Below are 25,479 nucleotides of genomic sequence, written 5' to 3' on the forward strand. Positions count from 1 at the left end.
TTGTGTTTCTCGCCGATATTGCCACCGGTCCAGCCTGGTACGGGCTGGACGATGTGTTGAAGACCGTGTTGATGCCTGCGGATGCGCAAGCCCAGATGCGCGTCGTGATCTGGTCCATCCGTATGCCGTCAGCCCTTATGGCTGTTGTCGTCGAAATGGCATTGGCGACCGCCGGCGTTCAGATGCAGACGGTGCTCAACAATCCGCTCGCGAGCCCTTTTACTCTTGGGATTTCGTCGGCAGCAAGCTTCGGCGCGGCTTTGGCTCTCGCGTTCGGCCTGTCCTTCATTCCGGTTGCCGGTGTTCGTCGCCTTCGCCTGGAAACGCTCGTGCTCATATCGCTCCTGTCGTCCATTCCGGCCGCATTCGTCGGAACGATCGGCTTTGTCGGACTTGTGGCGCCACACATCGCAAGGATGCTTGTGGGTGAGGATCACCGGCGCTTGCTTCCTGCCAGTGCCATGATCGGAGCTCTGATCATGTCATCCAGTTCCACGGTGGCGAAAGTTCTCGTGCCAGGCGCGGTTTTACCGATCGGCGTCATCACCGCCGTCACGGGCCTGCCGGTCTTCTTTTATCTTATCCTGAAGGGAGGGCGGGAAACATGGTAGTACTCAGCACAAATTCGCTAGGGGCGGTTTACGGCGCGCGATCTGTCCTCAGCGAGGTATCATTGCCTCCATGCCACGGAGGAAAAATCATCGCGCTTATCGGAGCCAACGCGGCCGGCAAGTCAACGCTTCTGCGTCGCATAGCCGGCATCCTTCGCGGTGCGGGAGAATGTCGGCTGGCGGGCGTTGACGATTGCGAAACGGCGATCGCCTACATGCCGCAGGATCAGGTGACCGCAGCTGCTTTGACCGTCTTCGAAGCCGTGCTTTTGGCGCGCAAGCAGACCAGTGGCTGGAAGCTGGCTGATGCAGATCTCCATGAGGTCGAGCGAGCATTGGCGGCCTTGCAAATCGCAAATCTTGCCTCCGATATGTTTCGGAGTTGAGTGGCGGTCAGCGCCAGCTCGTCGCGCTTGCGCAATGCGTTGTCCGCACTCCGCCAGTGCTGCTTCTCGACGAGCCGACGAGTGCCCTTGATCTCCATCGTCAGTTCGACGTGATGAGGCATGTCAGGTCGCTGGCAAAGGAAAGGGGACTGCTCGTCGTCATCGCGGTGCATGACCTGAACCTTGCGATGAAGTTTGCCGACAAGATCGCTATTCTTGCGAATGGAACGCTGCACGCTTTCGGCCCGGTCACCGAAGTGCTGACGCCAGAAAACCTCGAGACGGCTTTTCGTGTGAAAAGCCGTCTCGAGACATGTTCTCAAGGCAAGCTTCACCTGATCGTCGATGATGCCGTTTGAAGCCTGCCTTAACTAACGGTGTCAACAACTTCAGAAGTCTGTGGTCATCGATACTTTGAAGGTCCGCGGCGCACCCTGGGCGATGGTGCTGAAGCTCGCGACCCCAGACCAGTAATCCTTATCGAAGACGTTTTCGACGGAGGCCCGGAAGGTGACGGGCCTAGTTTCGATCTCCGTCTTGTAGCGCGCGCCGAGGTCAAACCGCGTCCAGAAAGGGATCTTCAACGTGTTCGTCGTATTGATGTATTGCTCGCCGGTATGAATGACTTTGGCCGTCAGCGTCAGGCCTTCGAGGAAAGAGGCGTCCCATTCCGCCCCGATGTTCGCCTGGATTTTTGGTACGCCGATCGGGCGTTTGCCGTGGATCGCAGCGCTCGACGTATTCGTCAGTTCGCCATCCATCAGCACCAAGCCGCCAAGCAGGCGCAGATCGTCCGTGACCTCGCCAAACAGGTTGAACTCAATGCCGCGGTTGCGCTGTTCCCCGCCAGCGGTAAAGAGCTGGCCGCTGCCGCTTGGCTCCAACTGGCCGAAGGGCTTCTCGATCTGGAATGCGCTGACGGTCATGGCAATCTGTCCGAGGTCGATTTTGGTACCGATCTCGTATTGTGTCGTCTTGTATGGAGCGAGCGTTTCGCCCGCATTGATGGCTGTCGTGGGAGCAGTATCGCCGATGCTCAGGCCCTGCGCGTAATTGGCATAGAAGGAAACCTCCTCCCAGGGGCGGACGACGAGGCCAACAAGCGGCGTAAGGGCGTCCTCATCCGAAGACGACGAAACCGCACCCGTTGCTGTATTGAAGTTCTTCGAGTCGATTTGCTGGAAGCGGCCACCAAGAATGAGCTGCACGCGCTCGTCGAGCATCGACAAAGTGTCCGACAGGCCGACGCCGGAAAGCCTGGCCTCCGAGACCTTCGGCACTGAACTCGGATCGGCGACGAACTGTTCGATACGACGGACAGGGTCGTAGATATTGCTGAGCTGGGCAGTGCCTGAAACGATCGCACGATCGAGGCTCTGGTGGAGATAGCTCGCCTGCAGCGTCATCGTGTGGGAGATCGGCCCGGTGTCGAACTTGGTGCGGATACCCGTTTCTGCTGTAAGTCTGTCGACGTCGAACACGGCATTCTGTGGCGTGATGCTGACGTCGCCCGCCGAGTTCAGGATCGTGGGCAGGCCAAAAAGGCGATGCACGTGAGAATTGCCGCCACCCACGGCGCCAAACCAGGTCATATCGTCGGTCAGATCATATTCGACCCTGCCCAAGACCGAGCGGTCCGCGCTTTTCGACCATTCCCACGGCTCCTGAACATTGAGCGATCCGTCGGGTGCGCTCGGCACGATCAAACCGGTGGTTTGAAAGAAGGGACGCTGTGGGGCGTCAAAAGTTTCGCGCTGTCCGATTATGTCGAGCGTGGCTCGAAGATTGTCCCCTTGATAATCAAGAGCCAGGGCCCCAACGTAAAAGTCCCTTGTCTGATCATCAATCGGCGCGTCCCCACCGTGGACGCTGCCGTTCAATCGAATGCCGAATTGCCGCTCGTCGCCGAACCGCCGCGACATGTCGACATGCACACCGCCCTGAAAGTCGGAAGCGTAATCTGTCGTCAGCCGCGTCAAATCCTCATCGAGCGCTCGCTTCGGAACGATATTGATGGTGCCGCCGACGGCGCTGTTGGGAGAGATACCGTAAAGGAAGGCGGTCGGACCCTTTAGCACCTCCACCCGCTCCGCATAGTCGGTGAAGACCCGGTAGGTGGGGGCGATGCCGTATACGCCATCAAATGCGATTTCGCCGGCGTTGCCTTCGCCGACCGGAAAGCCGCGGATGTAGAAGGAGTCCAGCAACCCGCCGGCGGAGTGGGTGTTTCTCACAGACGGATCGTTGTCCATCACCTCGCCCACGGTCTGGGCACCCTGGTCTTCGATCGCCTGGGACGTATACCCCGTCACATTAAAGGGGGTCTCCATGAAATCCCGGTTTCCCAGGAGGCCCAATCGGGCACCCTTCGCGACCTGGCCGCCTGCATATTCTTCCGGCAGGGTTCCGATCGTGGACGTGGCGTCTTTCGTCGCGGTAATCACTATTGGTGCCAATTGCGTGGCACTCTGTCCGTATGCGGCACCGTTTGCCACAGCGCTCATAACGACTGTGCAGCCCAACATAAACTTCATGTAAAAATCCCCTAATCAATCGACGCCTGATCCCGTGAGCCGTGACCATCAGCACAAAATCGCTAAATAACATGATAAAAATTGTCAAGATTTAGGGCGTATATTTGGTTGAAACCACGACACTCGAATGCCGGCCGCGTCATTCCCACGTAGATCTGTGAGGCCGCTAGCTTCTAGCGCGGCATTCTGGGAAGTGTCGCCGACGAGACCGGTCCGAAAGTGCCGAAACTCGCCCCCTGATGGACAGCGCCGAACAGCACGTGCAGGGTTACATGACCTTTCACAGGCAGTACTGTACCGGCTCCATAGCACAAACCTATCGAACGCTTGAACGGCGAGAGCAAGCGCAACGATCACGCTGCCTGCAGGCATGGACACAAAGGGGTTGCCGATCGCCATGCAGCTTTACGGGAGCCACCTTGGCGAACCTGAGCTTTTTACGGCTGCGGCTGCATTCCAACGCAGCACCACATGGCATTTGCAGCGACCAATGGGGTGAACAAGCATCAGCCCGGAATGCTCCGATCGATCATGATGTCAGGCGACCGCAAGCCGGGATAGCTTGGCATCGTCCCATGAAGCCAATCCGCCGCGTCTGCGCCGGCCGCGTCGGTGGCATGCTCGCGCAGCGCAAAACGGGAAAGGTTGCCTTCGCCGGCCCATCATGGCCAACAGATGCAACATTGTGTCCGCATCGCGCAAGCGCGCCTGCGTCATATTCCTTACGATTGCGCATTCGTCGTGCGATCCCGTTTAAGCACCGGGAGAGCTTCTTTGTGGAAAACAAAGGATAGGATCAATGCCCGCTCCTGAACTGCATTTCATGACCCTTGTCCAGATTTCCAACCTCATTCGAACGGGCGCGGTCACATCCCTTGCTGCGACGCAAGCGACGCTCGAGAGGATCGACCGAATAGACCCGGCACTTCGCAGTTACGTAGAGGTCTGCCGCGAACGCGCTCTGGAGCGCGCAGCGGTCGCGGACGAGGAGATTTCGAGAGGCATCTGGAAGGGGCCCCTTCACGGTGTTCCCGTTGCGGTCAAAGACCTTTGCTATAGGACCTATGCTCCAACGGCCGCTGGAACGAAGGTTCATGCCGGGTTCCTGCCGCCATAACGCGACGGTCGTCGATAGGCTCGAAACTGCCGGTGCGGTAATCCTGGGCAAATTAACGATGACTGAGGGGGCATATACCAGCCACCGTCCAGACATTCCGGCATCCGCGAACCCCTGGAGCGGGGACCATTGGGTTGGATCGTCCTCGACCGGTTCGGGTGTCGCAACAGCCGCGGGGCTTTGCTACGGGTCGCTTGGCAGCGACACAGGGGGCCATTGGCCATACGCTTTCCGTCGGCTACCTGTGGCCTGACCGGACTTAAGCCGACCTGGGGCAGGGTAAGCCGGCCCGTGTTTGCGCTCGCAGATTCGCTTGATCACGTCGGTCCAATGACGCGCTTTGCGGAAGACTGCGCGGCAATATTGCAAGCCGTGGCAGGCTGGGATGCCAGCGACCCAACAAGCATCGACGCGCGCCCGTTCCAGACTATATGGCCGAGATCGGCAAGAGTATCCGCGATCTGGGTATCGGCATCGATCGGCGCTACGCGCTCTCGGGGATCCACGGCGAGGTCGCTTACGCGTTGAGCGAGGCGATCGAGATCTTTGCTTCCCTCGAGATCGATTTCCCGGAATATGAAGAACTGGCGGCCTCCTGGATAATGATGTGCTCCATCGAGACCGCCCTGCCCATGAGGCGACCTATCCGGCACGGGCGAGCGACTATGGGCCCGATTCCGGGATGCCACTCAGCATGCAGATTGTCGCACCGAAATTGGGAGAGGCCGTTTGCGTGCCGGCCACGCGTTCCAGACAGCGACGGACTGGCACCGACGCCACCCCGCACTGGAATAGGCACGAACCGACGCGCTATTTGGCGGGAAAAGCACACGCATTGACATAGGCTCGGCGCCCAGCGCGAAGGACTCGCGCATCGCGGAATCGCGCGGATCGTCAGGCGAGACGCGGAACAGCGGCCCATCTCGCTGGACGGCAACGAATACCGCGAGTGAGGGACGCTCTGCGGGCTTCAAGAGCGAGGCGCAGGTCCGGAACAATCTCGGCGCACTTCAGCTGGGCGCGCTGCCGTCACGAGGTGATGCGGGAAATCCACGGCGTGCTGCGGGATCGGCTAGATTGGTCCGAGTGCCGAAGCTCTGAACGTCTCAATGGGTTCAGTCGAAGAAGCCCGCATCCTCTTCCCTGAGATATCTCCTGGCCGCTTCGGCGTCGATATCGAGGCCGAGCCCCGGCGCTTCCAGTATGTCCACCATACTGTCCTTCACGATCTGCGGTGGCAAGCCGACTACCAGATCCTCCCACCAGGGGTCGGTGGCGCTCGGATATTCGAACGCGATGTAATTTGCAGGCAAGGTGGCGCAGACATTGATCAACGCGCCGAGGCCTAGCAGGCCGTTGGCGGTCCCGTGCGGTGCCATTAGGATCGAGTGCAAGTAGGCGTGCTCGGCGACCCATTTGAGTTCGGCGATACCGCCAACATCAGCTGGATCGGGGCCGATGACGCGCACCGCCTGCGTCTCGATCAGTTCCTTGAAATTGTGCCGCAGGTAGATCTGCTCGCCAGTGTGGATTGGCGTCGAGGTGGAGATGGTCAGTTCCCGATAGGCCTGCGGATTGACCCACGGCACGTAGTCGCCAGTCAGCATGTCCTCGAGCCACATCAAATTGTACTTCTCTACCGCGCGAGCGAACTTGATCGCATCGGGCAGCATCCAGCCCGGACCGCAGTCAAGCGCCAGGCTGACTTTGTCGCCCAGCACTTCCTTCATCGCGATCACGCAGTCGAGCATGTGATTGAAACCGCGCTCGCTGATCACGCCCTGATCCATGGCGCCGTGATAGCCGGCCTTCTTCTGCGTCACGCCGTAGTGGAAGCCCTCGACGGTATCCTTCATGTTGGAGTGAAAGGAGATCCCCTGCTTGATCATGAAGAAGTTCTGCGGCTGCTCCATCATCCATTTGACGTCGGCGGCGTAATCCTCCGGCCGGTCACCTGCGCGTTTCTGGCGGACCGAGCCGTTATAGACGCGCACCTTGTCCCGTACCTTGCCACCGAGCAGTTTGTAGGCGGGCACGCCCGCGGCCTTGCCGGCAATATCCCACAACGCATGCTCAATAGCGCTCACTGCGGCACCGTATGGCTTGAAAGAGCCGCGCTGGCGGATCTTCAGCATCACTCTTTCGACATCGGTCGGATCTTCGCCGATCAGCGCCTCGCGGAAATGAAGTACCCAGGGCTTGAGGTAGGACTTGGTGAATTCGACTTCGCCCAGGCCATAGAGGCCCTCGTCCGTGACGATGCGGACAATCGGGTGCCTGCCGATAACGGCACAGCGGAGATCGGTGATCTTCATCTTCGTTCCTTCTTGCCTCAGCTCCAGGTGCGGTCCCACGAATACTCATCGTCCCAGCGATCCGTGGGCTGCCAGATGCCAGCCACGCCCGGCTGTAGATGCATCGAGATCACCTCGTCGACGACATCGTCGATCCCAAGGCCCGGCTTGTCCGAAACAGTGATGAAGCCGTCCTTTACGAGCGGCTTGGGAAGGCCCGTGACGATATCGTCCCACCAGTCGACATCGGCCGAATGGTATTCAAGCGCCATGAAATTCTCGGTCGCCGTCGCAACATGCGCCGCCGCCATTGCGGCGATCGGACTTTCCGCCATATGGATCGCCATCGCGACACCGCGGTCTTGCGCCATGTCGCCGATCTTCTTGGTCTCGAGGATGCCGCCGCTGGTGAGCAGGTCCGGATGGATGACGGAGACGCCGCCGCTGTCAAGCAGGGGCTCGAAGCCCTCCTTGAGGTAGATGTCCTCGCCAGTGCAGATAGGCACAGTGGTCGCGTCCTGCAGTTGCCGGTACTGCTGCGTATACTGCCATGGGATCACATCCTCGAGCCAGGCAGGCACGTATTTTTCAATTCGCCTCGCCAGGCGAATGCCGTTCTGCATAGAGATATGGCCGATATGGTCGATCGCCAGGGGCACATCCATGCCGATGACTTCACGAACCTCGGCGATGTACTGCTCAAGCAGGTCGAGGCCCTTGTCGGTGAAGTGAAGGCCGGTAAACGGGTGCTGGACGTTATGCAGATCATACGCAGCATTGCGGGCACGCCGCTCTTCAATCGTCTTCAGCGGTCCGCGATAGGGATGGTTGTGGTATCCTTCGAGTGAACCGGCAGGAAACACGACCGCGCCGGGGACGTCCGCGATCTGCATCAGCCCGAGATCCATCTTCAGGAAGGTGAAACCGAGCTCCATGCGCTGCTTGAGGCGCCTGCCGGTCTCGAAGCCGCTCGGCACGGTGGCGTCCGTATCGCAGTAGACGCGCACTTTCTCGCGGAAGCGACCACCGAGCATCTGGTAGATGGGGACGCCATGGGCCTTGCCGGCAAGATCCCACAACGCGATTTCAACCGCGGAGACGCCGCCGCCTTGGCGGCCGTGTCCGCCGAACTGTTTGATCCGACGAAACAGCCGATCGATGTCGCATGGGTTCTCGCCAAGCAACCGGCTCTTCAGCATCAGCGCATAGGTGGCGCTCGCACCGTCGCGCACCTCACCAAGCCCAACGATGCCCTGATTGGTGTAGATCTTGAGTAGCGCCGAGGTGAACGGCGCGCCGTCGATTTCGGCGACCCGCATGTCGGTGATACGAAGGTCAGACGGCCTGGAACGCGTGTTTATCCGATTGAGCGCCTCGTCGGCTGCATCTGCCTTTAGCATCATTTGATCCTCGTTCTGAGAAACGGGACTCCTCGCCACGTGCAGGCGCGGCGTAGAGTGTTGTCTAGTCCAGTTCTATCTCGTGGTTTTGAAGGTAGTCGCGGTTCATTTCGATGCCGAGGCCAGGCTTTGACGCAAGCTTGAGGCTGCCGTTCGAGACGTCTAGGGGTCTATCGATGAGCGCGTCGTATTTGTCCAAGTTCCATTCCGACGTTTCAAGCTTGTAAAAGTTGGGAACGGTCATCATCACCTGCGCTCCCGCAACCACGTTGATCGGCCCTGCGGCATCATGCGGGGAGACAGGGATGTAGTAAGCCTCGCACAGGGCAGAGATCTTCTTGAGTTCGGTGATGCCGCCGGTCCAGGTGACATCTGGCATGATGTAATCGGCTAGCCTGTTTTCGAGCACCGCGACGAAATCCCATTTCGTATGGCCGCGCTCGCCCCACGAGATCGCGGCACTGACCTTCTCGCGGACCTGCCTCAGAGCATTGAGGCTCTCCGGTGGACAGGGCTCCTCGAACCAGTCGATCTGACCCGCTTCCTCGAGGCTTCGGCAAAGGCGAATGGCGGTGGGAACGTCGAACCGGCCATGCGCATCGATGAGGATGTCGACATCAGGGCCCGCCGTCTCTCGGATCAGCTCCGTAAGTTCGGCGGCTTCGCGCTCATCCTTGCGGGTCATGCTGCCATCGAGATAGCCGTCCCGCTGTTCGCGAGGCTGTCCATCGGCGGTGCGGCCCTGGAGGGGGAAAGGATCGAACTTGAGCGCAGTGTGGCCGGACTCGACGATGTCTCGGATTTCCCTGACCACAGCCTCCTTGCTGGTAAACTTGGCCTGATTGGGGTGGGTGTAGAGCGCGATTTCGTCCCGCACCGCTGCGCCCAACAGCTCGTATATTGGCTTGCCCAGGACTTTGCCTCGGATATCCCAAAGGGCTATGTCGATAGCACTGACGCATTCGACTGCAGCGCCGCGGCTGCCCATGTAGGTGAAGCTGCGGAATATCTTGTGCCAGAGATATTCGATACGCGCCGGGTCCTCGCCTTCCAGAGCGGCACCAATCTGCCGCAGGATCGTGCAGAGGGCGCGATTGGCGAGCCTTGTCGTCGTGGTGATCTCTCCCCATCCGCTCACCCCCTCGTCGGTCGTCACTTCGACAAAGAGATATTCGCCCCAGTAAGAAGCATCAGACCTGATGAGCCAGGGGCGAACGCTGGTGATTTTCATCTCAACTGCCTTTTCTGAAGTGTTCGGGATAACAAGGTTTCAGGCGGGTCTTATCCTGCGCGCGCGGCGTTGCGCGCACGCATATGTTCGAGGATGTGGCGGCCGGAGCCCTCGACATGGCGAGCGATGAGTTCGGCCGCCTCGTTCGCATTTCCCGCTTTCACATGCGCGATGAGCTCGCGATGTTCGCTCAGGATTGCGGCACGGCGGGCAAGCGTGAAGTCAAAACGTCGGCTCACGGCGCGCAGCACTTCGCGATGCTTCCACCAAAGCTCGGCTGCGTGGCGGTTGTAGTGCTTCTGGTACATCACAGTGTGAAAGGCAGTGTCGAGCTCGCTGTGCCTGAAGGTATCCGCGAAGTTGTTCTCTTCGATCAGGCCTTGAATGCGCTCGAGTTCAGCTATGTCCTCGACGGTGGCCATGCTTACGAACCACCTTGTCAGTGCCGGCTCGACCAAGACTCCGATCTCGTAGATATCGCGAACAAAATCCTGATCTATCGGCCGGACGCGCGCTCCACGGTTTGGAAGAAAGGTGACGAAGCCCTCCCCGCGCAACAGCTGCAGAGCCTCACGCACTGGGTTGGTCGAGGTGCCGTGACGCCGGGCGAGATCGGTGACCACCAGCCGTTCGTTGGCAGCGAGCCGCCCCTCGATGATGTCTTCCCGGATCAGTTGGTAGAGCGAGGCTCCCTGGCTGGATGCCCCGTCAGCGTCGATGCCCTCGGGTGGCTTCGCCCTGAAGTCGCTCGGATCGGTCAAAATTATCTCCAATAATACACATGTTCCTCGCATATCACGCAAACCTTGCGCAAACAATGTACGATTTCTGTCATTGACAGATGTTCGACGATCTGAAAACGTATGATCTGCTCGAAGGAATACATTGACTGGGAGGTCCTGAGCCATCGAGCAACGGCCGGTCGCCTTGATGCAGAGCGGCATGGGAGAGAAACCTGGAGGATACCTATGACGAGGATTTCACTCGGAGGTGCCGTCCTGCGCGGCACTGTCTCCACTGCTTTGACGGTATCATTGATGTCTGCGTCTGCGCTCGCCGCGCCGGTCGACCTGAGCCAGTGGTCGCCGCAATATGTCCGCTCCATTGCCGGTACGCAGGAGTTTGACACCGCGGCTGATTGCGGCAAGGTCACCCCGCTTGACTACAAAGGCCGGCTAACTTTCTGGTATCAGGGCGTGTTCGAGGGCGACCCCGATCTGCTGCGCCAGTATTACAAGGATTTCTTCGCAGCGTTCCGCAAGACCTATCCAAACATCCAGCTCGAGGAACAAGCCCTCACCTATAACGACCTCTTGGACAAGTTCCGGACCGCGCTCCTTGGCAATGCCGCGCCGATGGCGGTCCGCCTGCAAATCCTGGGTGGCACCGAGTTTGCGTCAAAGGGCTACCTGCAGCCTCTGAAGCCGGAGGATGTGGGGTATTCGAGCGAGGACTTCTGGCCAGGCGCGATGAAAGCCGTCACCTGGGACGGTGTGACCTACGGCATTCCAACCAACAACGAGACGATGGCGTTCATCTGGAACGCCGATATCTTCAAGCGTGCCGGCCTTGATCCCGACAAGGCCCCGGCGACCTGGGATGATGTCGTCAAGTATTCCAAGCAGATCCACGACAAGCTCGGCATTGCCGGTTATGGCCTCGTGGCTCGCAAGAATGCAGGCAACACGCCCTACCGCTTCATGCCGCAGCTTTGGGCCTATGGCGGCGGTGTCTTCGACGAGGCTACCGCCGAGCCGACCTATAAGACGGTCGCGCTCGATAGCCCGCAAAGCAAGGCGGCATTGCAGGTCTCCTACGACATGTATGTACGCGACAAGTCGGTTCCGGTTTCGGCGCTCACCAACCAGCAGGCCGACAACCAGCCCCTCTTCCTGGCTGGCCAGCTCGGCATGATGATCTCCCATCCTTCGGATTACGACGTCATGCTTGACCTGCAGAAGAAGGCAACCGACACCGACAAGCAGAAGGCGCAGACGGTCATCGACAATATGCGCTACGGCCTGATTCCGACTGGCCCCGACGGCAAGCGCGCCGTGGTGTTTGGTGGCTCGAACATACATATCCTGAAGCCGGAATATGTGGAGGGCGGCAAGGTAGACGAGCCGGCTGCGAAGGCCATGGTCTGCATGTGGACGAGCCCGGAATGGTCGTTGAAGATGGCCTATGCAGGCTCGAACCCTGGAAACCTCAACGGCTTCAAGACCAAATGGATGAAGGAACGCCTCGAAAGCATCAAGTTCCTTGATGTCACGACATCGATGCTGCCATACGGCATCCCGTTCCCGGCATTGCCACAGTCGCCCGAGATCATGAACATCATAATCCCGGACATGCTGCAGAACGCCCTGACTGGGGCCATGACCGTCGACCAGGCAGCCGACGACGCTGCCAAGAAGGTCAAAGAGCTCATGGACGGCGGGCTCTAGTTCAAGTCCGACGATCTGACCGGCTGCGCATCGGTTGCAGCCGGTTTCGTTCCCATGGATGAGGGCTCAGCACAGTGACGATCTTGACTGGAAAGGCCGAGGCTCCCCGAAGACCGCGTGTCAGGTCGGGTGTGCTGCGAAAGACCTGGGAGCATCGCGCCGACTATGCGTATGTGCTTCCTGCGATCGCCGTGATGCTGATCGTCATAGCCTACCCTATCTACTACACGATCGAGCTGTCGTTCTTTAATACGCCGCCTGGCCTGCAGCTTCGGGACAAGACTTTCGTCGGGATCAACAACTACACGGCCATCCTCAAAAGTCCGGTGTTCTGGACCGTTACCTCGAACACTCTTATCTGGACGATTGGATCGACGCTCGTCTCGTTTGTCCTCGGATTCGCCTGCGCGCTGGCGCTCCATCGTGACTTTGCCGGCCGCGCCATCCTGCGCGCGATCCTGATCATTCCATGGGTCATCAGCGCGGTTGCCGCATCCTATATCTGGAAATGGATCTACCATTCGGACTTCGGGATCATCGGCGCGGTCCTAGTCGGCCTGGGATTGGCCGACCGCCCGCCAAACTTCATCGACAGCGTGAGTACGGTGCTTCCCTCGCTGATCGTCGTCAATATCTGGCGAGAATTCCCGTTTGCCATGATCATGATGATGGCGGGGTTGCAGACGGTCCCCGACCAGTTGCTGCGCGCCGCAAAGGTCGACGGAGCGAATGCGTGGCAGCGGTTCTGGCACGTCACCTTTCCACATGTCAGGAATGTCTCGACGGTGACGATCCTTTTGCTGGCAGTTGCCAACTTCAATTCGTTCATCATCCCCTGGATCATGACCGGCGGCGGGCCGTCGAACGCTTCCCATATCTGGATCACCCACATTTATGAACTCGCCTTTGGCCGCCAACGCTGGGGAGTGGCATCGGCCTACTCGGTGCTGCTGTTCCTGATCCTGATGTCGTTTGGCTACTTCTACGTCCGGGCGCTGAGCGGTAACGAGCGGAAGGACGCAAGCGAATGAGCACGATTGCAGAGACTGCTCATAAAGGTCAGGCGCGTCGCCGTGTGCGCATCGACGGATGGCGGTGGGGCGGACGCATCTTCCTGCTCTTCATGCTGCTTTACACCGCATTGCCGATGATCTGGATGCTGATCACATCGATCAAGTCAGGCTTCGCTGCGATGCAGTTCCCCCCGCAATGGTGGCCGGACCAGCCCACGCTCGCAAGCTACCAGAAGCTGCTCGATCCACAAAACAGCGTCGGCCAGGACTTCCTGCGCTTCTTCTGGAACAGCCTTTTCGTCTCCATGGCCACGACCATCCTTTCGGTGATCGTGGCGGTTCCTGCGGCCTACGCGTTTTCGCGCTTCACCTTCCTGGGCCGGAACTTTCTGTTCTTCGCCGTCTTGCTTCGCAACATGTTCCCGGCGGTGATCTTTCTCGTGCCGCTCTTCATCCTGATGCGCGCGATCGGGCTGGTGAACACGCATGGATCGCTCATTCTCACCTACCTGACATTCGGCCTGCCGCTGGCAATCTGGCTCCTCAAGGGCTTCTACGACAACATCCCGGTGCAGCTCGAGCAGGCGGCGCGCATCGACGGAGCGACGCGATTCCAGGCCTTTGTCCTGATCGTAATGCCGCTCTCGGCGCCAGGAATCATCGCCACGGCGATCTATTCCTTTATCGGTGCGTGGAACGAGTACATTTATGCCTACACCTTCCTCTCCAAGAACGAGCAGTTGACGCTGCCGGTCGGCATACAGCGCTTCTTCTCTGAAAATACGACAGACTTTCCGGGCCTGATGGCGGCCAGCTTCATGATGAGCGTGCCCGTCGTGGTCCTGTTCCTCGTCCTGCAACGATACTTCGTACGCGCCCTTACAGAAGGCGCAGTTAAGCACTAGGGAGTTGCCGGTGGCCCACGTGGTCCTCAAAGATCTTGTCAAGACCTATGGCAGCTTCAAAGCTGTCAACGATGTTTCGCTGACGGTCAATGACGGCGAATTCGTAGCGCTCGTTGGCCCTTCAGGCTGCGGCAAAACAACCACGCTCAATCTCGTAGCGGGGCTGATCCCCATCACATCGGGCGACATCGTCATCGGGGACCGGGTGGTCAACGACCTCGACCCCAAGGACCGGGACATCGCAATGGTGTTCCAGAACTACGCGCTCTATCCGCAAAAATCGGTCTATAAGAATCTGGCGTTCCCGCTGCAGATGCGCAAACTGCCAAGGGACGAGATCGACAGGAAGGTCAAGGAAGCAGCGCGAGTGCTCGACATGACGCAGCTGCTCGAACGCAAGCCGCGCGAACTTTCGGGCGGGCAACAGCAGCGTGTGGCCCTGGGCCGCGCCCTTGTTCGAGATCCGGCGGTATTCCTGATGGATGAACCACTGTCCAACCTCGACGCGAAGCTGCGCGTGCAGATGCGGTCGGAGATCAAGCGTTTCCACCAGGACCTCAAGGCAACGATCATCTATGTGACGCACGACCAACTCGAAGCCGTGACCATGGCCGACAGGATGGCGGTGATGAACGGCGGCTACCTGCAGCAATACGATTCACCGGCGCAGGTCTTCGCCCATCCGGTGAACATGTTCGTCGCCAGCTTCGTCGGCAGCCCGGCGATGAGCCTTGTTCCGCTGGAGGCATCAACGGTAGGCGGCAATACTGTGTTGACCAGCGCGGAGGGCTGGAGCCTCGAGCTCTCGCCACACAACGCCCGGAAGATCGCGAGGGCAACCACCAAGAAAGTCGTGCTGGGCGCACGTCACTCGACGATCAAGCTGCATAAGAGTGCGGTGCCAGGAAGCATTCCTGCCAAGGCCTACACGGTGGAGCCGACCGGAGACGTCACCTTCGTACAGGCGTTCCTGTCTGGCGCCATCGTCAACGTCAGCGTGCCGCCGACCATTGCCGTCGCGCCCGACGAACAGATTTGGCTCGAATTCGACCAGGAGCGGATGCATCTGTTCGACGGCGAAACAGAAATGGCCCTCAAGGCCAACTGAGACAGAGCCGATGCGTCTGGAACGAGGGTGTGGATGACTACGAAGCTTAAGATCACCGCTATCAAGCCCTATCCAGTATGGGTAGGAACACGCAACCAGATGCTCGTCAAGGTCGAGACCGACGATGGCATCTTCGGTTGGGGCGAGAGCGGCCTCAGCGGTCGCGAGAAGGCCGTGGCCGGTGCGATCGAGCACTATCGCGAGTTTCTCATCGGCCGCGACCCGATGCAGATTGGTCGGATCTGGCAGGAAATCTATCGCAGCCAATACTTCGAAGGCGGGCGCGTTCTCCAGGCGGCGATTTCTGCCCTCGACATTGCCCTTCACGACATCAAGGGCAAGGCGCTGGGGGTGCCGGCCTACGAACTCTTGGGCGGCAAGCAGCGCGACCGCATTCCCACCTTCGCCTCGACCGGCGACGAGGCCGAGGGCGAAGTAGCGATCGAACGCGCCCGCGAACTACGTGCACAAGGATGGCAGGCGATCCGCTTCTTCCCCATCGGGCAAAACAGCAAGGACATCTTTGAGCCGCGCGAGTCGATCGGCGCGACCGCAACGATGCTGAATAAGGCGCGCGAGGCGCTGGGCGACGACGTCGTCCTCGGCATCGACTATCATCATCGGCTCTCGGTGGCAGAGGCGGCGAGCTTCTGCAACAAGCTCGGCCGTGGCGTGCTTGATTTCCTTGAGGAGCCGATACGGGACGAGACACCCGAGGCCTACGAATCCCTACGCACGATGACCGACATCCCGTTCGCCATCGGTGAGGAATTTGCCAGCAAATGGCAATTCCTGCCCTACATCGAGCGTGGCATCCATCAGTTCAACCGGCTCGATGTTTGCAATGTTGGCGGGCTCACCGAAGCGATGAAGGTGGCTGGCTGGAGCGAGGCGCACTATGTGGACCTGATGCCGCACAATCCGCTCGGCCCAGTCTGCACGGCCGCGACCATCCATCTCGCCGCCGCTGTGCCGAATTTCGCTTGGCTCGAGACCAGGGTGCCCGAAACAAAGCTGGGCTTCGATAATTCCGACTTCTTCCCCGTGCAACCACGGCTCGACGGCACCGACTACCCGGTCAGCGATCTGCCGGGGCTTGGCGTCGATGTCAACGAAGAGGCGATCAAGGCGGAGAGCTTTCGTTTCTGGGAAGCGCCTCACCTGAAGCGCCGCGACGGTTCTGTTACGAACTGGTAGTTTCATCCACCGGAGTCTAAAATGACCCATACTCCCGACATTACGCGACCGCCCAAAGACCTGATTGACGCACTGAAGGAAATCGGCGCCGCGACGGTTGCCGGCACACTTGGCCACATGGGCTTCCGCAATCCGCACATGGTCGGTCCGGTGTCGCAGAACCGCGGGAAGTCGATCGTCGGGCCGGCGCTCACGCTTCAATTCTTGCCGCAGCGGCCGGACCTCTTCACCGAGGGAGAATATGCCGATCCGGAGACGCAGTTGCACCGGCACGTGCTCTATCACGCGCAGGAGGGCGATGTGGTCGTGGTCGACGCGCGCGCCGACATGAGCTCGGGCGTCTTTGGCGATATGATGTCGACGTATTTCAAAGGCAGAGGCGGCGCTGGCATCGTAATCGACGGGTGCATGCGCGATCGGCCCAACGTCGAGAAGCTAGATCTCCCCCTATGGCTGCGTGGCTGGACTCCCAACTACCATGTGCAGACCAGCATCTATCCCAATGCCGTCAACGTTCCGATTGCTTGCGGCGGTGTCACGGTAATCCCCGGCGACATCATCGTCGCCGACGACGACGGGGTGGTGGTGCTTCCTCTCGCAATGGCCTCGAAGGTAATCGAAGAGTCGCAAAAGCATCACGATTGGGAGGAATTCTCGAGAGTGAAGCTTATGGAGGGCGGGTCGTTGCAGCGCTACTATCCGCTGCATGACGATGCCCGCGGAGAGTATGAAGAGTGGCGCAAAACAAACCGCTTGGAGAACCGAAATTAGACTATGGATTACCCGAGGCGAGCAGCAATGCGGATATGCAAATCACTAATCCGACCAATGGAAACACGATCCTCATCACCGCGAGTTCCTGCGTCACCTTCGGATCGTACGTCTGTCGAAGCATTACTACCACCCTCACATCAAGCGCAACTATGAAGGGTCAGCCCAGGACACGTCCCTCAACGCCGCGATGACGTTGAGCGGACGACGGATCCGGCGATGTCACAGCCGAGTGTATGGCCGGGGATCGTGCCTGTTCCGCATTGGACCATGAGTGCCGCGTGCAGGCAAGGCTATTGCATGATCGAGCGAAGCAAAGTCTCGCGGGCGGAAGTCAGATGCAGCCGACAAGCGCGATCGATCGAAGCGACGTTGCGGCTTTCAAGGGCTTCGATCAACGCGAGATGTTCCTTGATGGCAACCTCATTCCGCGCGCGTTCATCGCGCTTGTTCCACTGGTAATGATAGTGGAAGACCATGGCGATCACGTCTTGGAAGCTTTCGATAAAGCGGTTTGGCGCGACTGCCGTAATCAGCCGGTGAAATCGGCTGTCCAGCTCCGAGAAATCCTGATATCGAGCGTCTATATCTGTGAGCAGTTCCAAATGTGCCGCCCGCATAACCTGGATCTGTTTCCAGATGGGCGACCCGTCGGGCAGGGCGGCGAACAGCCGTGCGGAGCGCATTTCGAACATCTCTCTGATCTCGAACAGTTCGAGCGCAAAACTGGCTGTGAACCCTTTAAAAACCCAGCCGGCATTCTGACGCTTCTCAATCAGCCCATATTTTTGAAATCGATTGAGAAACTCACGGACAATCGTTGTCGCGACGCCGAATTTCCGAGCTAATTCCGTCTCATTGATTTCAGTGCCCGGAGAGGCATCACCGCGCAGCATCCATTCCATGAAGCTCGTCTCGACCTGTTCCGAAATTGCTAAGGTCTCTTCCTTCGGATAGCGCTCTTTCTGCCGCGGCTGCTTACGCATGATCCGCCGATGCCCTTCAGATATGATGATCCCACGTGCGGCCATTCCCGCCAGTACCTTGCGCACCGTTGTTCTGCTCACGCCAAGCTGGGCGCGCAGTGCATTTTCGGACGGCAGTTCCTCCCCAAGATCGAGCGTCTGAATGATCTCGAGCATATCATTAAATGCCCGCTTGAAGGTCGTATCGGTTCTCATGATTCAACTCTCAGTATGGTTACATATCCATAAAAAACAAGTTGACGTACGTGTATCATATGTTTCTTATGTATAAAAAACAAAGGAGGCTAGGGGAATTTGGAAGACTCCGGGATTCTGCCTGAGAATTCGTCACGGCCTGGTGGTTTGCAAGATGCAACCTTCCACCCGAGACAATCTGGCATCACATTGGGACTGAAGCTATTGAGCCTTGGCCCGCTGTTGATCTTGATTTTGCTCATCGCCGTCGTCAGTTTGATCACGCCGGCTTTTCTAAAGCCTGTTAACCTGGGGAACATCTTGGCGCAGACGGCAGTGATTGCCGTTGTGGCAATGGGGCAGCAGCTCGTTATCCTGACGCGCGGCATTGATCTGTCTGTCGGCTCGAATCTTGCGCTGGCGACAGTCATCGGCGGACTCATCTACCAGCAGGTCGATTCCTCGGTCGTGGTCATTATGGCCATGCTACTTGCCGGTGCTGCCGTCGGTGCGCTCAACGGTGTAGTTTTTGTCTACGGGCGGCTGCCACATCCCTTTATCATTACACTTGCAAGCTTGAGTATCTGCCGCGGCCTGGCACTTGCATTGGCGCCCGGTCACACCACTATGCGCGGAATGCCCGATGCTGTGACTGCGATCGGCGGCGGTACGACGCTTGGTGTGCCCAATTCCTTTTTAGTCGTGGGCATGTTCGGGCTTTTTTTTCTCATCCTGACGAAGTCGATGGTCTTTGGCCGATGGATCTATGCAGTCGGCGGCTCGCCGAATGCTGCCAGAAGCATGGGTATACCGGTAAGGGGCGTTCTGCTTTCGACCTATATTATTTCCGGCTTTTGTGCAGGTGTCGGCGCGATGCTGCTCGCGGGCCGGACTTCTGCCGCCTCGCCAATCTACGGCAATCTTTTGGAGCTCGACACGATTGCTGCGGTGATTATCGGTGGCGCCAGCTTCCTTGGCGGACGAGGCCATCTCGGCCACGCCCTGATCGGCGCCGTGCTGATCGGCGTCATCCGCAACGCCCTTAACCTTCTCGGCGTCGACGTGTTCTTTCAAATGATCGCGATTGGGCTCGTTATCGTCATCGCCGTAGAGGCTGACGTGCTTCGTAACCATCTCGAAGCGCGCGCACGCGTCCTTCAGTCGGCGAGCCGACAATGAACCCGACATCCACCACACCGGCACTTTCGGTTCGAAATGCCCAGAAACGCTTCGGCGCAATCCAAGCCCTGAAAAATGTGAGCTTTGATGCCTATTCGGGTGAGGTAACCGCTCTCTTGGGTGACAACGGCGCCGGCAAGTCGACGCTCGTCAAATGTATCAGCGGGCTTCATAGTCTCGACGAAGGAGAGATCCTCGTGGATGGTGCTCCCGTATCGCTCCATTCAACGGCGGCCGCTCGCCGCGCCGGTATTGAAACCGTTTACCAGGATTTGGCGCTTTTCGACAACCTAACCCCCGTACAGAATTTCTATTGCGGACGGGAAATCGCTTTTCCCTCTTGGTTGCCGCGTCCGCTCCGCTTCCTCAACACGGGCGTGATGAGGCGGGAAGCAGCGAGTGTCATCGATCGCCTGAAGGTTAAACTGCCGAGATTCGATGCGCCGGTCGCGCTGATGTCTGGCGGACAACGACAGGCAATCGCGGTGGCGCGCGCTATAGTTTTTGCGCGCAAGCTGGTGATCCTTGACGAACCAACGGCCGCCCTCGGTCTTCGCGAGTCTCGTCAGGTGCTCGACCTTATCAATCAGCTCAAAGCCGACGGCAATGCCGTGATCATCATCACGCACAACATGGAGCATGTGGTCGAAATCGCCGATCGAGCGGTTGTGCTGCGGCAGGGTCGCAAGGTGGGCGAATTGAAGCCAACGGAAGCAAACAAGCAGGACGTTGTCGCGATGATTGTCGGCGCCGAGGCTTAAGGGAGATCGCTGCTTCGTTGGAGCAGCGGACAACGAGATCGCTCTAGAGGAGGGCGGTCGAAAACGTGGGAGGTGTATCATGAAACCGCAATCCCTGCTGGGAGCTCTTACGCTCCTGGCCGTCGCCGTAGTGCCGTCCTTGGCGCAGGAGCCGGTGAAACTCGGCTTTATAACCAAATTCCCCGTACCGTTCTTCGCAACAATGGAGAACGCAGCCAAAGAATATGCCAAGAGAAATCCCGGCGTAGAGATCATCTACGGCCAGGGTTCGTCCGCAACCGACATCGAGGGCCAGATTGCACAGATCGAGTCCATGGTGACACAAGGGGTGCAGGGCATTGCCATCACGCCCGTCGATCCCACCGTGTCAACTGCCCTGGACAAGGCAGTGGCGGCCGGTATCAAGGTCGTGCTGATGGATAACAATATTCCGGATTGGAAAGGCAGGACGGCGCTTGCCACGACGGATAATTTCGCTGCAGGCAAAATCGCCGGCGAATACCTCAAAACTGTTCTTAGGGCCGGCGACACGATGGGGATACTTGAGGGCGTGCCCGGTGTGCCAGCGCTGGATGACCGTGTGAAGGGTATGCTTGAAGGACTGAACGGTCTAGACGTCAAGATCGTCGGGAAAGGCGCAACAAACTGCAGCGAGGAACTCGGGATCAGCGTCGCCGAGGATCTGCTAACGAAGAACCCGGACCTCAAGGCCATTTATGCCGCTTGCGGCCCGCCCGCTGCTGGAGCGGCGCGCGCCATCAAGAACGCCGGCACTGCCAATGACAAGATTGTACTGGTCGGTTTCGACTTCTGCTGCGGTGAAGAGGAGGCGCTGAAGAGTGGAGTGGAGGATGCGTCGGTGGCACAGTTCCCCACCAAGATGGCTGAACTCGGTGTGGATGCGCTGGTAAAATCGATTCGCGGAGAGAAGGTCGAGTCTATGATCGACTCGGGCGCTGCCCTGGTGACGCCTGAGAACATGGCAAAATTCCAGTGAACCGTTGCCCCTGTGGGTATTGGATCAAGCAAACGGCCTGTCCTTCGCGGACGGGCCGGACGCGTGACCGCTCCTTGTGCCCGGATTTCAATCGTCTCCTCAGCCGGTTTGAATTTTCTCGGCACGCGATATGCCGATCCCCGATACCGCAGTTGACCTTTGCCCGTTGTCGACTTGTCGTCGCTGCCGCACCCGTTGTCCCTTTCGCCTTTCTCAACGTAGTCGCTGGAAGCCAGGAAGAGCGGGTCAATTTGCCGGGCCAACGCCGGCGGCATTTTGCGCTGGTGCAGACCCGAGACCTATGGCTGAGGATGTGCTCCATCGTGGATCTGCCGTGCTTCGGCCGGCGGCACGGCGACGGAATGACGCTTAACGAGCGAGCATTCGAGCTTCGCAATTGGATAGCGCTTGCCGGGCGTACTTTCCGGGTTGAGATGTTCGATCGCCCATTGCCCCATGGCGAGATGTGGAAGAACCGACGTCGTCAGCGGGGGTACGAGATGTCGCGAAATCTCCTCGTCATCGTAACCCACCACCGACATGTCCTGAGGAATGCGGAGCCCTGCGTCTTTCAGCGCTTCGTAGCACCCGATGGCAGTGCGGTCGTTCTGGCAGAAGATCGCGGTCGGCGGCTCTGTCAGGGCAAGCAGTTTCATCGTGGCGGCATAGCCGGCTCCCGCCGACCAGTCGCCTTCAACCACCAAGTCTGGGTCGAAGGGTATATCGGCGGTGGCCAGCGCCCGACGATATCCCGTGAGCCGGTCCTGCGCAGCCTGCATCCAGATTTCGCCGGTGATCGTTGCGATGCGATGATGACCGTGCATGATCAGGTGCCGGGTCGAGGTCTGCCCTCCGGCGATCTCGCTCGGCACTACGGCAGGAAAGGCATGGTCCGCCGTATAGCAGTTCAGCAGCACTGTCGGGATGTTCAGTTTATAAATATAAGAAGCAAGCTCGATCTGGCGGGTATAGATCGTCATATATATAAGTGCCGATATGCCCCCATTCGTCAACGCCTCGATTGCCTTCGGCTCCATGATGGGATCACTGAGCGTCTGGGTTACCAAAAGGACATTGCCGGCGTTCCAGGAGGCTTGCCGCGCGCCTTCGATCGCGACGATCGCTTCCGGGCTGGTGGCAAGCTGATCTACGGCGAAACCGATCACGTTGTCCGTTCCCGAATAAGAGGCCGTGGTCGTATAAGTCGGCCCCACGTAGCCGAGCGCACGCGCCGCCTCCAAAACCCGGTCGCGCGTCTGCTGCGAGATACGGGTGCCGGGCGTGTCGTTGAGGACGAAGGAAACGGCTGCCTGCGAGCAGCCAGCCGCCGCGGCAATGTCCATCATCGTGACGCGGACGGGCTTATCGACGGCGTGCCTGTTCTTCTTTTGGGTCCTGGGTTTTCGCATTCGTGGAACTGTCTCCGATCAGAATGAATGGATTTAGGCATGTTGGCTAATAAGTATTAGCAGTCCATCGAAAGTGCTGACAATCGCATGAATTTATTACAACGCTTTAAATTGCAGCAGTTTCCCAGTAAAAAAACTGCATATAAGTCAGCTGTGATCAATTGTTTTGATGCGCTTTGATAATACTATTTACTAATTAAGATTATTGTATACCGTCGCCGGAGCGATCGGAACCTATGCCCTTCGTCGCTTTCGCGACGGCCCTAGGAGGGGGCGCGCATCCGGCCGGCCGCAAATCGCAAACGGGCCATGAAACCGCGGCCCTCGGGAGGTATGTTATGAAGCAGCTGAAACGCAATGCAGCCTTGTTCTTCGCCGGATTGATGCTGAGCGCGGCGCCGATCGCGGTATCCCATGCCGCCGACAAGCCGACGCTTGCATTCGTCGTCAACGGAGCGTCCGACTTCTGGAAAGCCGCCGAAGCGGGCGTGAAGAAGGCGCAGGGTGAAATGCCAGACTACCAGATGGAGCTGAAGTACCCTGAGCAGGCATCGGTCGCCGTTCAGCAACGCCTGATGGAAGACTTGGTCAGCGCCGGTGTTAAAGGGATCATGGTCTCTGCGGTCGATCCCAAGACCCAGACAGACGGCCTGAACAAGATCGGATCGCAGACTGCTCTCTTCACCACCGACAGTGACGCGCCGCAGACCAATCGCGTCGCCTATATCGGTTCATCCAACATCGACGCTGGCCTGCAGGCAGCCGAAATCGCCAAGAAGGCGATGCCGGATGGCGGCAAGTGCATTGGATTCGTTGGCCTGCTCGGCGCCGACAACGCCAAGGAACGCATCCAGGGCATGAAGGACGGCCTGAAAGGCACGAAGATTGAGCTGACCGATGTGCGCGGCGACGATATCGACCAGACGCGCGCAAAGAAGAATGTCGAGGACGCGCTGGTGGCCAGCCCCGACGTCACCTGCATGGTCGGTTTCTACTCCTACAACACGCCGCGCATCTATGAGGCGCTGCGCGACGCCGGCAAACTCGGCCAGATCACCGTCGTCGGCTTTGATGACGATCCGATCACGCTCGGCGGCGTCAAGGAAGGCACGATCGCAGCGACCGTCGTGCAGCAGCCGTTCGAATGGGCATATCAGGGCATGAAGCTGATGGCGGCCTACCTCAAGGGCGACAAGTCCGGCGTTCCCAGCAACGGCTTGATCATCATCCCGACGGTGATCATCGGCAAGGATGACGTCGACAAATATGCCACCAACCTGAAGGCCATCGCTGGAAAATAACCCTCCTTCGCGGCGGGGCATTTGCCGCCGCCGCGAAGGACGTCTCATGCCGACAGCATTAGCAGCCATGGACAGGCGATGAACCACAGCTCCGACATCCCGTCACCGGACGCGCTTGCTACGCCGTTCCTCTCGCTTTCCGGCATTGGCAAGACCTATCCAGGCGTCGTTGCGCTCGAGGGCTTGTCGATCGACATCATGCCGGGAGAGGTCATCGGCCTCGTCGGCGAGAACGGGGCTGGAAAATCGACGCTGATGAAGATTCTTGGCGGCGTGATCGCACCCGACCGGGGCACGATCCTGCTCGACGGCGCAGAGCTTCGTTTCCTTACTGTGGAATCGAGCATCTCATCAGGCATCGCCTTCGTGCACCAAGAACTCAATCTCTTTGAGAATCTCGACGTTGCTGCCAATATCTTCCTGGGCCGCGAACCGCTGAAGGCTGGACCTTTCAAGCTCGTCGATCGCGATCGGCTGCGAGAAATGGTGAAACCGCTCCTGAAGCGGGTAGGGGCTCATTTTTCCGCCGACACACCCGTGGCATTGCTTTCCCTTGCCGAGCAGCAGATGGTGGAAATCGCCAAAGCGCTGTCCATCAACGCCAGGCTCGTCATCTTCGACGAACCCACGTCCAGCCTGCCGCTGGCCGAAACCGAGCGGCTCCTCAGCATTATCAGATTGCTGAAAGCGGATGGCATCAGTGTAATTTTTATTTCGCATCGCCTTCACGAGGTTGAGCGCGTCGCGGACCGGGTCATAGTCCTGCGCGACGGCGCGCTGGTGGGCACGCTCGCCAAGAAGGACATCGGCCACGATCAGATGGTCAAGCTGATGATCGGCCGGGTGCTTGCGGCCCGGACCGCAAAACCGCAGCGCTCGCCCGGCTCGGTTGCGCTAAAGGTAAGCGGCGTGCGTACTGAGGCCTACCCCGGCCGTCCCGTTGATCTGGAAATTCAGTATGGAGAAATCATGGGGCTTGCAGGGCTCGTGGGATCGGGCCGCACCGAGCTTGCAAGGGTACTCTTCGGCATTGACCGGAGCTACGGCGGAGCCATTCTGCAGGACGGTCGGCAAATTGCGGTCAACTCTGCCCGGGACGCTGTCACTCGTGGCATTTTCCTCGTCCCGGAGGATCGCAAGCGTAACGGCATTCTTCTTGATCTCCCGATCGCCCAGAACATAACCCTTGCCGATCTCCCCAAGCTCTCCAGCCGCTTCATGCTCTCCGCTGAGCGGGAGAGGGCGGCGGCCGAAAAGCAGCGCGTTCGCCTCGGTATCAAGGCGCCCTCCGTTTCGACGCGAACCGGCACTCTGTCCGGCGGCAATCAGCAGAAGGTGGTGCTTGCCAAATGGCTATCGATGAGCCCCAAGGTGATGATCTTCGACGAGCCGACGCGCGGCATTGATATCGGCGCGAAGAACGAGATCTACGGCCTGATGCGAGCGCTTGCCGATGCCGGAGTGGCGATCCTGATGATCTCCAGCGACATGGAAGAGGTGATAGGCGTTTCTGACCGCATCGCCGTCATGCACGAAGGCCAGATCGCCGGCATATTGGAAGAGGACGAAATCAGCCAGGAAAGCGTCCTTTTGCTTGCTGTCGGCAAACGCGTAAAATAGCGGCTGCGGCCAATACAAATAAGTATCGGGGATGGATC

General features: G+C 59.0%; 22 protein-coding genes and 1 pseudogene. 16 read left to right on the plus strand and 7 right to left on the minus strand.

From position 1 onward, the window contains the following. Positions 1–2 precede the first annotated feature (2 nt). Together EV130_RS02045 and EV130_RS02050 are read left to right on the plus strand one after the other, a co-directional pair. Positions 3–611, plus strand: coding sequence for a FecCD family ABC transporter permease (locus EV130_RS02045; RefSeq protein ID WP_425375562.1), 609 nt, complete (start codon positions 3–5; stop codon positions 609–611). Next, a pseudogene (locus EV130_RS02050) lies at positions 605–1,356 on the plus strand (ABC transporter ATP-binding protein). The gene EV130_RS02045 and the pseudogene EV130_RS02050 overlap by 7 nt, the downstream one beginning before the upstream one ends. Before the next feature lie 30 nt (positions 1,357–1,386). On the opposite strand, the gene EV130_RS02055 reads toward EV130_RS02050, so the two are convergent. Then, positions 1,387–3,531: a TonB-dependent receptor gene (locus EV130_RS02055; protein ID WP_132659100.1), complete on the minus strand. Its 2,145-nt coding sequence runs from the start codon at positions 3,529–3,531 to the stop codon at positions 1,387–1,389. A 799-nt stretch (positions 3,532–4,330) separates the two neighbouring features. Between EV130_RS02055 and EV130_RS33800 the strand changes: the two genes are divergently transcribed. Genes EV130_RS33800 through EV130_RS33810 form a run of 3 tightly spaced genes read left to right on the plus strand, consistent with a single transcriptional unit; the run spans position 4,331 to position 5,176 of the window. Then, complete coding sequence (locus EV130_RS33800; RefSeq protein WP_281031664.1) at positions 4,331–4,648, plus strand: amidase family protein; 318 nt, start codon at positions 4,331–4,333, stop codon at positions 4,646–4,648. Between the two features lie 58 nt (positions 4,649–4,706). Beyond that, the gene (locus EV130_RS33805; protein WP_281031666.1) at positions 4,707–4,901 is read left to right on the plus strand and encodes an amidase family protein; all 195 of its coding nucleotides are present in this window, start codon (positions 4,707–4,709) and stop codon (positions 4,899–4,901) included. Beyond that, entirely contained in the window at positions 4,865–5,176 is a 312-nt protein-coding gene (locus EV130_RS33810; RefSeq protein WP_281031668.1) for an amidase family protein, read from the plus strand. The genes EV130_RS33805 and EV130_RS33810 overlap by 37 nt, the downstream gene beginning before the upstream one ends. 587 nt (positions 5,177–5,763) lie before the next feature. On the opposite strand, the gene EV130_RS02065 is transcribed toward EV130_RS33810, so the two are convergent. The 4 genes from EV130_RS02065 to EV130_RS02080 form a co-directional block, all read right to left on the minus strand. After that, positions 5,764–6,963: a mandelate racemase/muconate lactonizing enzyme family protein gene (locus EV130_RS02065; RefSeq protein WP_132659102.1), complete on the minus strand. Its 1,200-nt coding sequence runs from the start codon at positions 6,961–6,963 to the stop codon at positions 5,764–5,766. Between the two features lie 17 nt (positions 6,964–6,980). Next, positions 6,981–8,342, minus strand: a complete 1,362-nt coding sequence (locus EV130_RS02070) for a mandelate racemase/muconate lactonizing enzyme family protein (protein ID WP_132659104.1) — start codon at positions 8,340–8,342, stop codon at positions 6,981–6,983. A gap of 64 nt (positions 8,343–8,406) precedes the next feature. After that, positions 8,407–9,573, minus strand: a complete 1,167-nt coding sequence (locus tag EV130_RS02075) for a mandelate racemase/muconate lactonizing enzyme family protein (RefSeq protein WP_132659106.1) — start codon at positions 9,571–9,573, stop codon at positions 8,407–8,409. Positions 9,574–9,623: 50 nt separating this feature from the next. Beyond that, complete coding sequence (locus EV130_RS02080; protein WP_132659108.1) at positions 9,624–10,334, minus strand: GntR family transcriptional regulator; 711 nt, start codon at positions 10,332–10,334, stop codon at positions 9,624–9,626. Positions 10,335–10,541: 207 nt separating this feature from the next. Between EV130_RS02080 and EV130_RS02085 the strand changes: the two genes are divergently transcribed. The 6 genes from EV130_RS02085 (at position 10,542) to EV130_RS02110 (ending at position 17,014) form a co-directional block, all read left to right on the plus strand. After that, a complete protein-coding gene (locus EV130_RS02085) occupies positions 10,542–12,020 on the plus strand; it encodes an ABC transporter substrate-binding protein (RefSeq protein WP_132659110.1) in 1,479 nt (492 codons plus the stop codon). A gap of 74 nt (positions 12,021–12,094) precedes the next feature. Further along, positions 12,095–13,051, plus strand: a complete 957-nt coding sequence (locus tag EV130_RS02090) for a carbohydrate ABC transporter permease (RefSeq protein ID WP_132659112.1) — start codon at positions 12,095–12,097, stop codon at positions 13,049–13,051. Then, the gene (locus EV130_RS02095) at positions 13,048–13,938 is read left to right on the plus strand and encodes a carbohydrate ABC transporter permease (protein ID WP_132659114.1); all 891 of its coding nucleotides are present in this window, start codon (positions 13,048–13,050) and stop codon (positions 13,936–13,938) included. Before EV130_RS02090 ends, EV130_RS02095 begins: the two co-directional genes overlap by 4 nt. 10 nt (positions 13,939–13,948) lie before the next feature. After that, positions 13,949–15,046, plus strand: a complete 1,098-nt coding sequence (locus EV130_RS02100; protein WP_132659116.1) for an ABC transporter ATP-binding protein — start codon at positions 13,949–13,951, stop codon at positions 15,044–15,046. Between the two features lie 33 nt (positions 15,047–15,079). Next, the gene (locus tag EV130_RS02105) at positions 15,080–16,243 is read left to right on the plus strand and encodes a mandelate racemase/muconate lactonizing enzyme family protein (protein WP_074063852.1); all 1,164 of its coding nucleotides are present in this window, start codon (positions 15,080–15,082) and stop codon (positions 16,241–16,243) included. 21 nt (positions 16,244–16,264) lie between these two features. Then, the gene (locus EV130_RS02110) at positions 16,265–17,014 is read left to right on the plus strand and encodes a ribonuclease activity regulator RraA (RefSeq protein ID WP_074063853.1); all 750 of its coding nucleotides are present in this window, start codon (positions 16,265–16,267) and stop codon (positions 17,012–17,014) included. 293 nt (positions 17,015–17,307) lie between these two features. Here the strand turns inward: EV130_RS02110 and EV130_RS02115 are convergent, their stop codons facing one another. Further along, the gene (locus tag EV130_RS02115; RefSeq protein WP_132549342.1) at positions 17,308–18,195 is read right to left on the minus strand and encodes a GntR family transcriptional regulator; all 888 of its coding nucleotides are present in this window, start codon (positions 18,193–18,195) and stop codon (positions 17,308–17,310) included. Between the two features lie 99 nt (positions 18,196–18,294). On the opposite strand from EV130_RS02115, the gene EV130_RS02120 reads away from it, so the two are divergent. From EV130_RS02120 to EV130_RS02130, 3 genes are all read left to right on the plus strand, one after another. Further along, on the plus strand, positions 18,295–19,353 hold the full coding sequence (locus EV130_RS02120) for an ABC transporter permease (RefSeq protein ID WP_207900846.1): 1,059 nt from the start codon (positions 18,295–18,297) through the stop codon (positions 19,351–19,353). Then, positions 19,350–20,114 (plus strand): ATP-binding cassette domain-containing protein, encoded by a 765-nt coding sequence (locus EV130_RS02125; protein ID WP_074063856.1) that lies wholly within the window; start codon positions 19,350–19,352, stop codon positions 20,112–20,114. The genes EV130_RS02120 and EV130_RS02125 overlap by 4 nt, the downstream gene beginning before the upstream one ends. A gap of 79 nt (positions 20,115–20,193) precedes the next feature. Continuing rightward, positions 20,194–21,111 carry a sugar ABC transporter substrate-binding protein gene (locus tag EV130_RS02130; RefSeq protein WP_132659120.1) on the plus strand — a complete coding sequence of 306 codons (918 nt, stop codon included), beginning with the start codon at positions 20,194–20,196 and terminating at the stop codon, positions 21,109–21,111. A gap of 299 nt (positions 21,112–21,410) precedes the next feature. Here EV130_RS02130 and EV130_RS02135 read toward each other — a convergent pair whose 3' ends face one another. Further along, positions 21,411–22,520 (minus strand): LacI family DNA-binding transcriptional regulator, encoded by a 1,110-nt coding sequence (locus EV130_RS02135; RefSeq protein ID WP_132659122.1) that lies wholly within the window; start codon positions 22,518–22,520, stop codon positions 21,411–21,413. A 338-nt stretch (positions 22,521–22,858) separates the two neighbouring features. Here EV130_RS02135 and EV130_RS02140 point away from each other — a divergent pair, with 338 nt between their 5' ends. Together EV130_RS02140 and EV130_RS02145 are read left to right on the plus strand one after the other, a co-directional pair. After that, positions 22,859–23,821 (plus strand): sugar-binding protein, encoded by a 963-nt coding sequence (locus EV130_RS02140; RefSeq protein ID WP_132659124.1) that lies wholly within the window; start codon positions 22,859–22,861, stop codon positions 23,819–23,821. Positions 23,822–23,899: 78 nt separating this feature from the next. Continuing rightward, on the plus strand, positions 23,900–25,441 hold the full coding sequence (locus EV130_RS02145) for a sugar ABC transporter ATP-binding protein (protein ID WP_074063859.1): 1,542 nt from the start codon (positions 23,900–23,902) through the stop codon (positions 25,439–25,441). Positions 25,442–25,479 lie beyond the last annotated feature (38 nt).

Origin of the sequence: Rhizobium azibense, from assembly GCF_004342325.1 — a bacterium.
Taxonomy (GTDB): Bacteria; Pseudomonadota; Alphaproteobacteria; order Rhizobiales; family Rhizobiaceae; genus Rhizobium; species Rhizobium etli_B.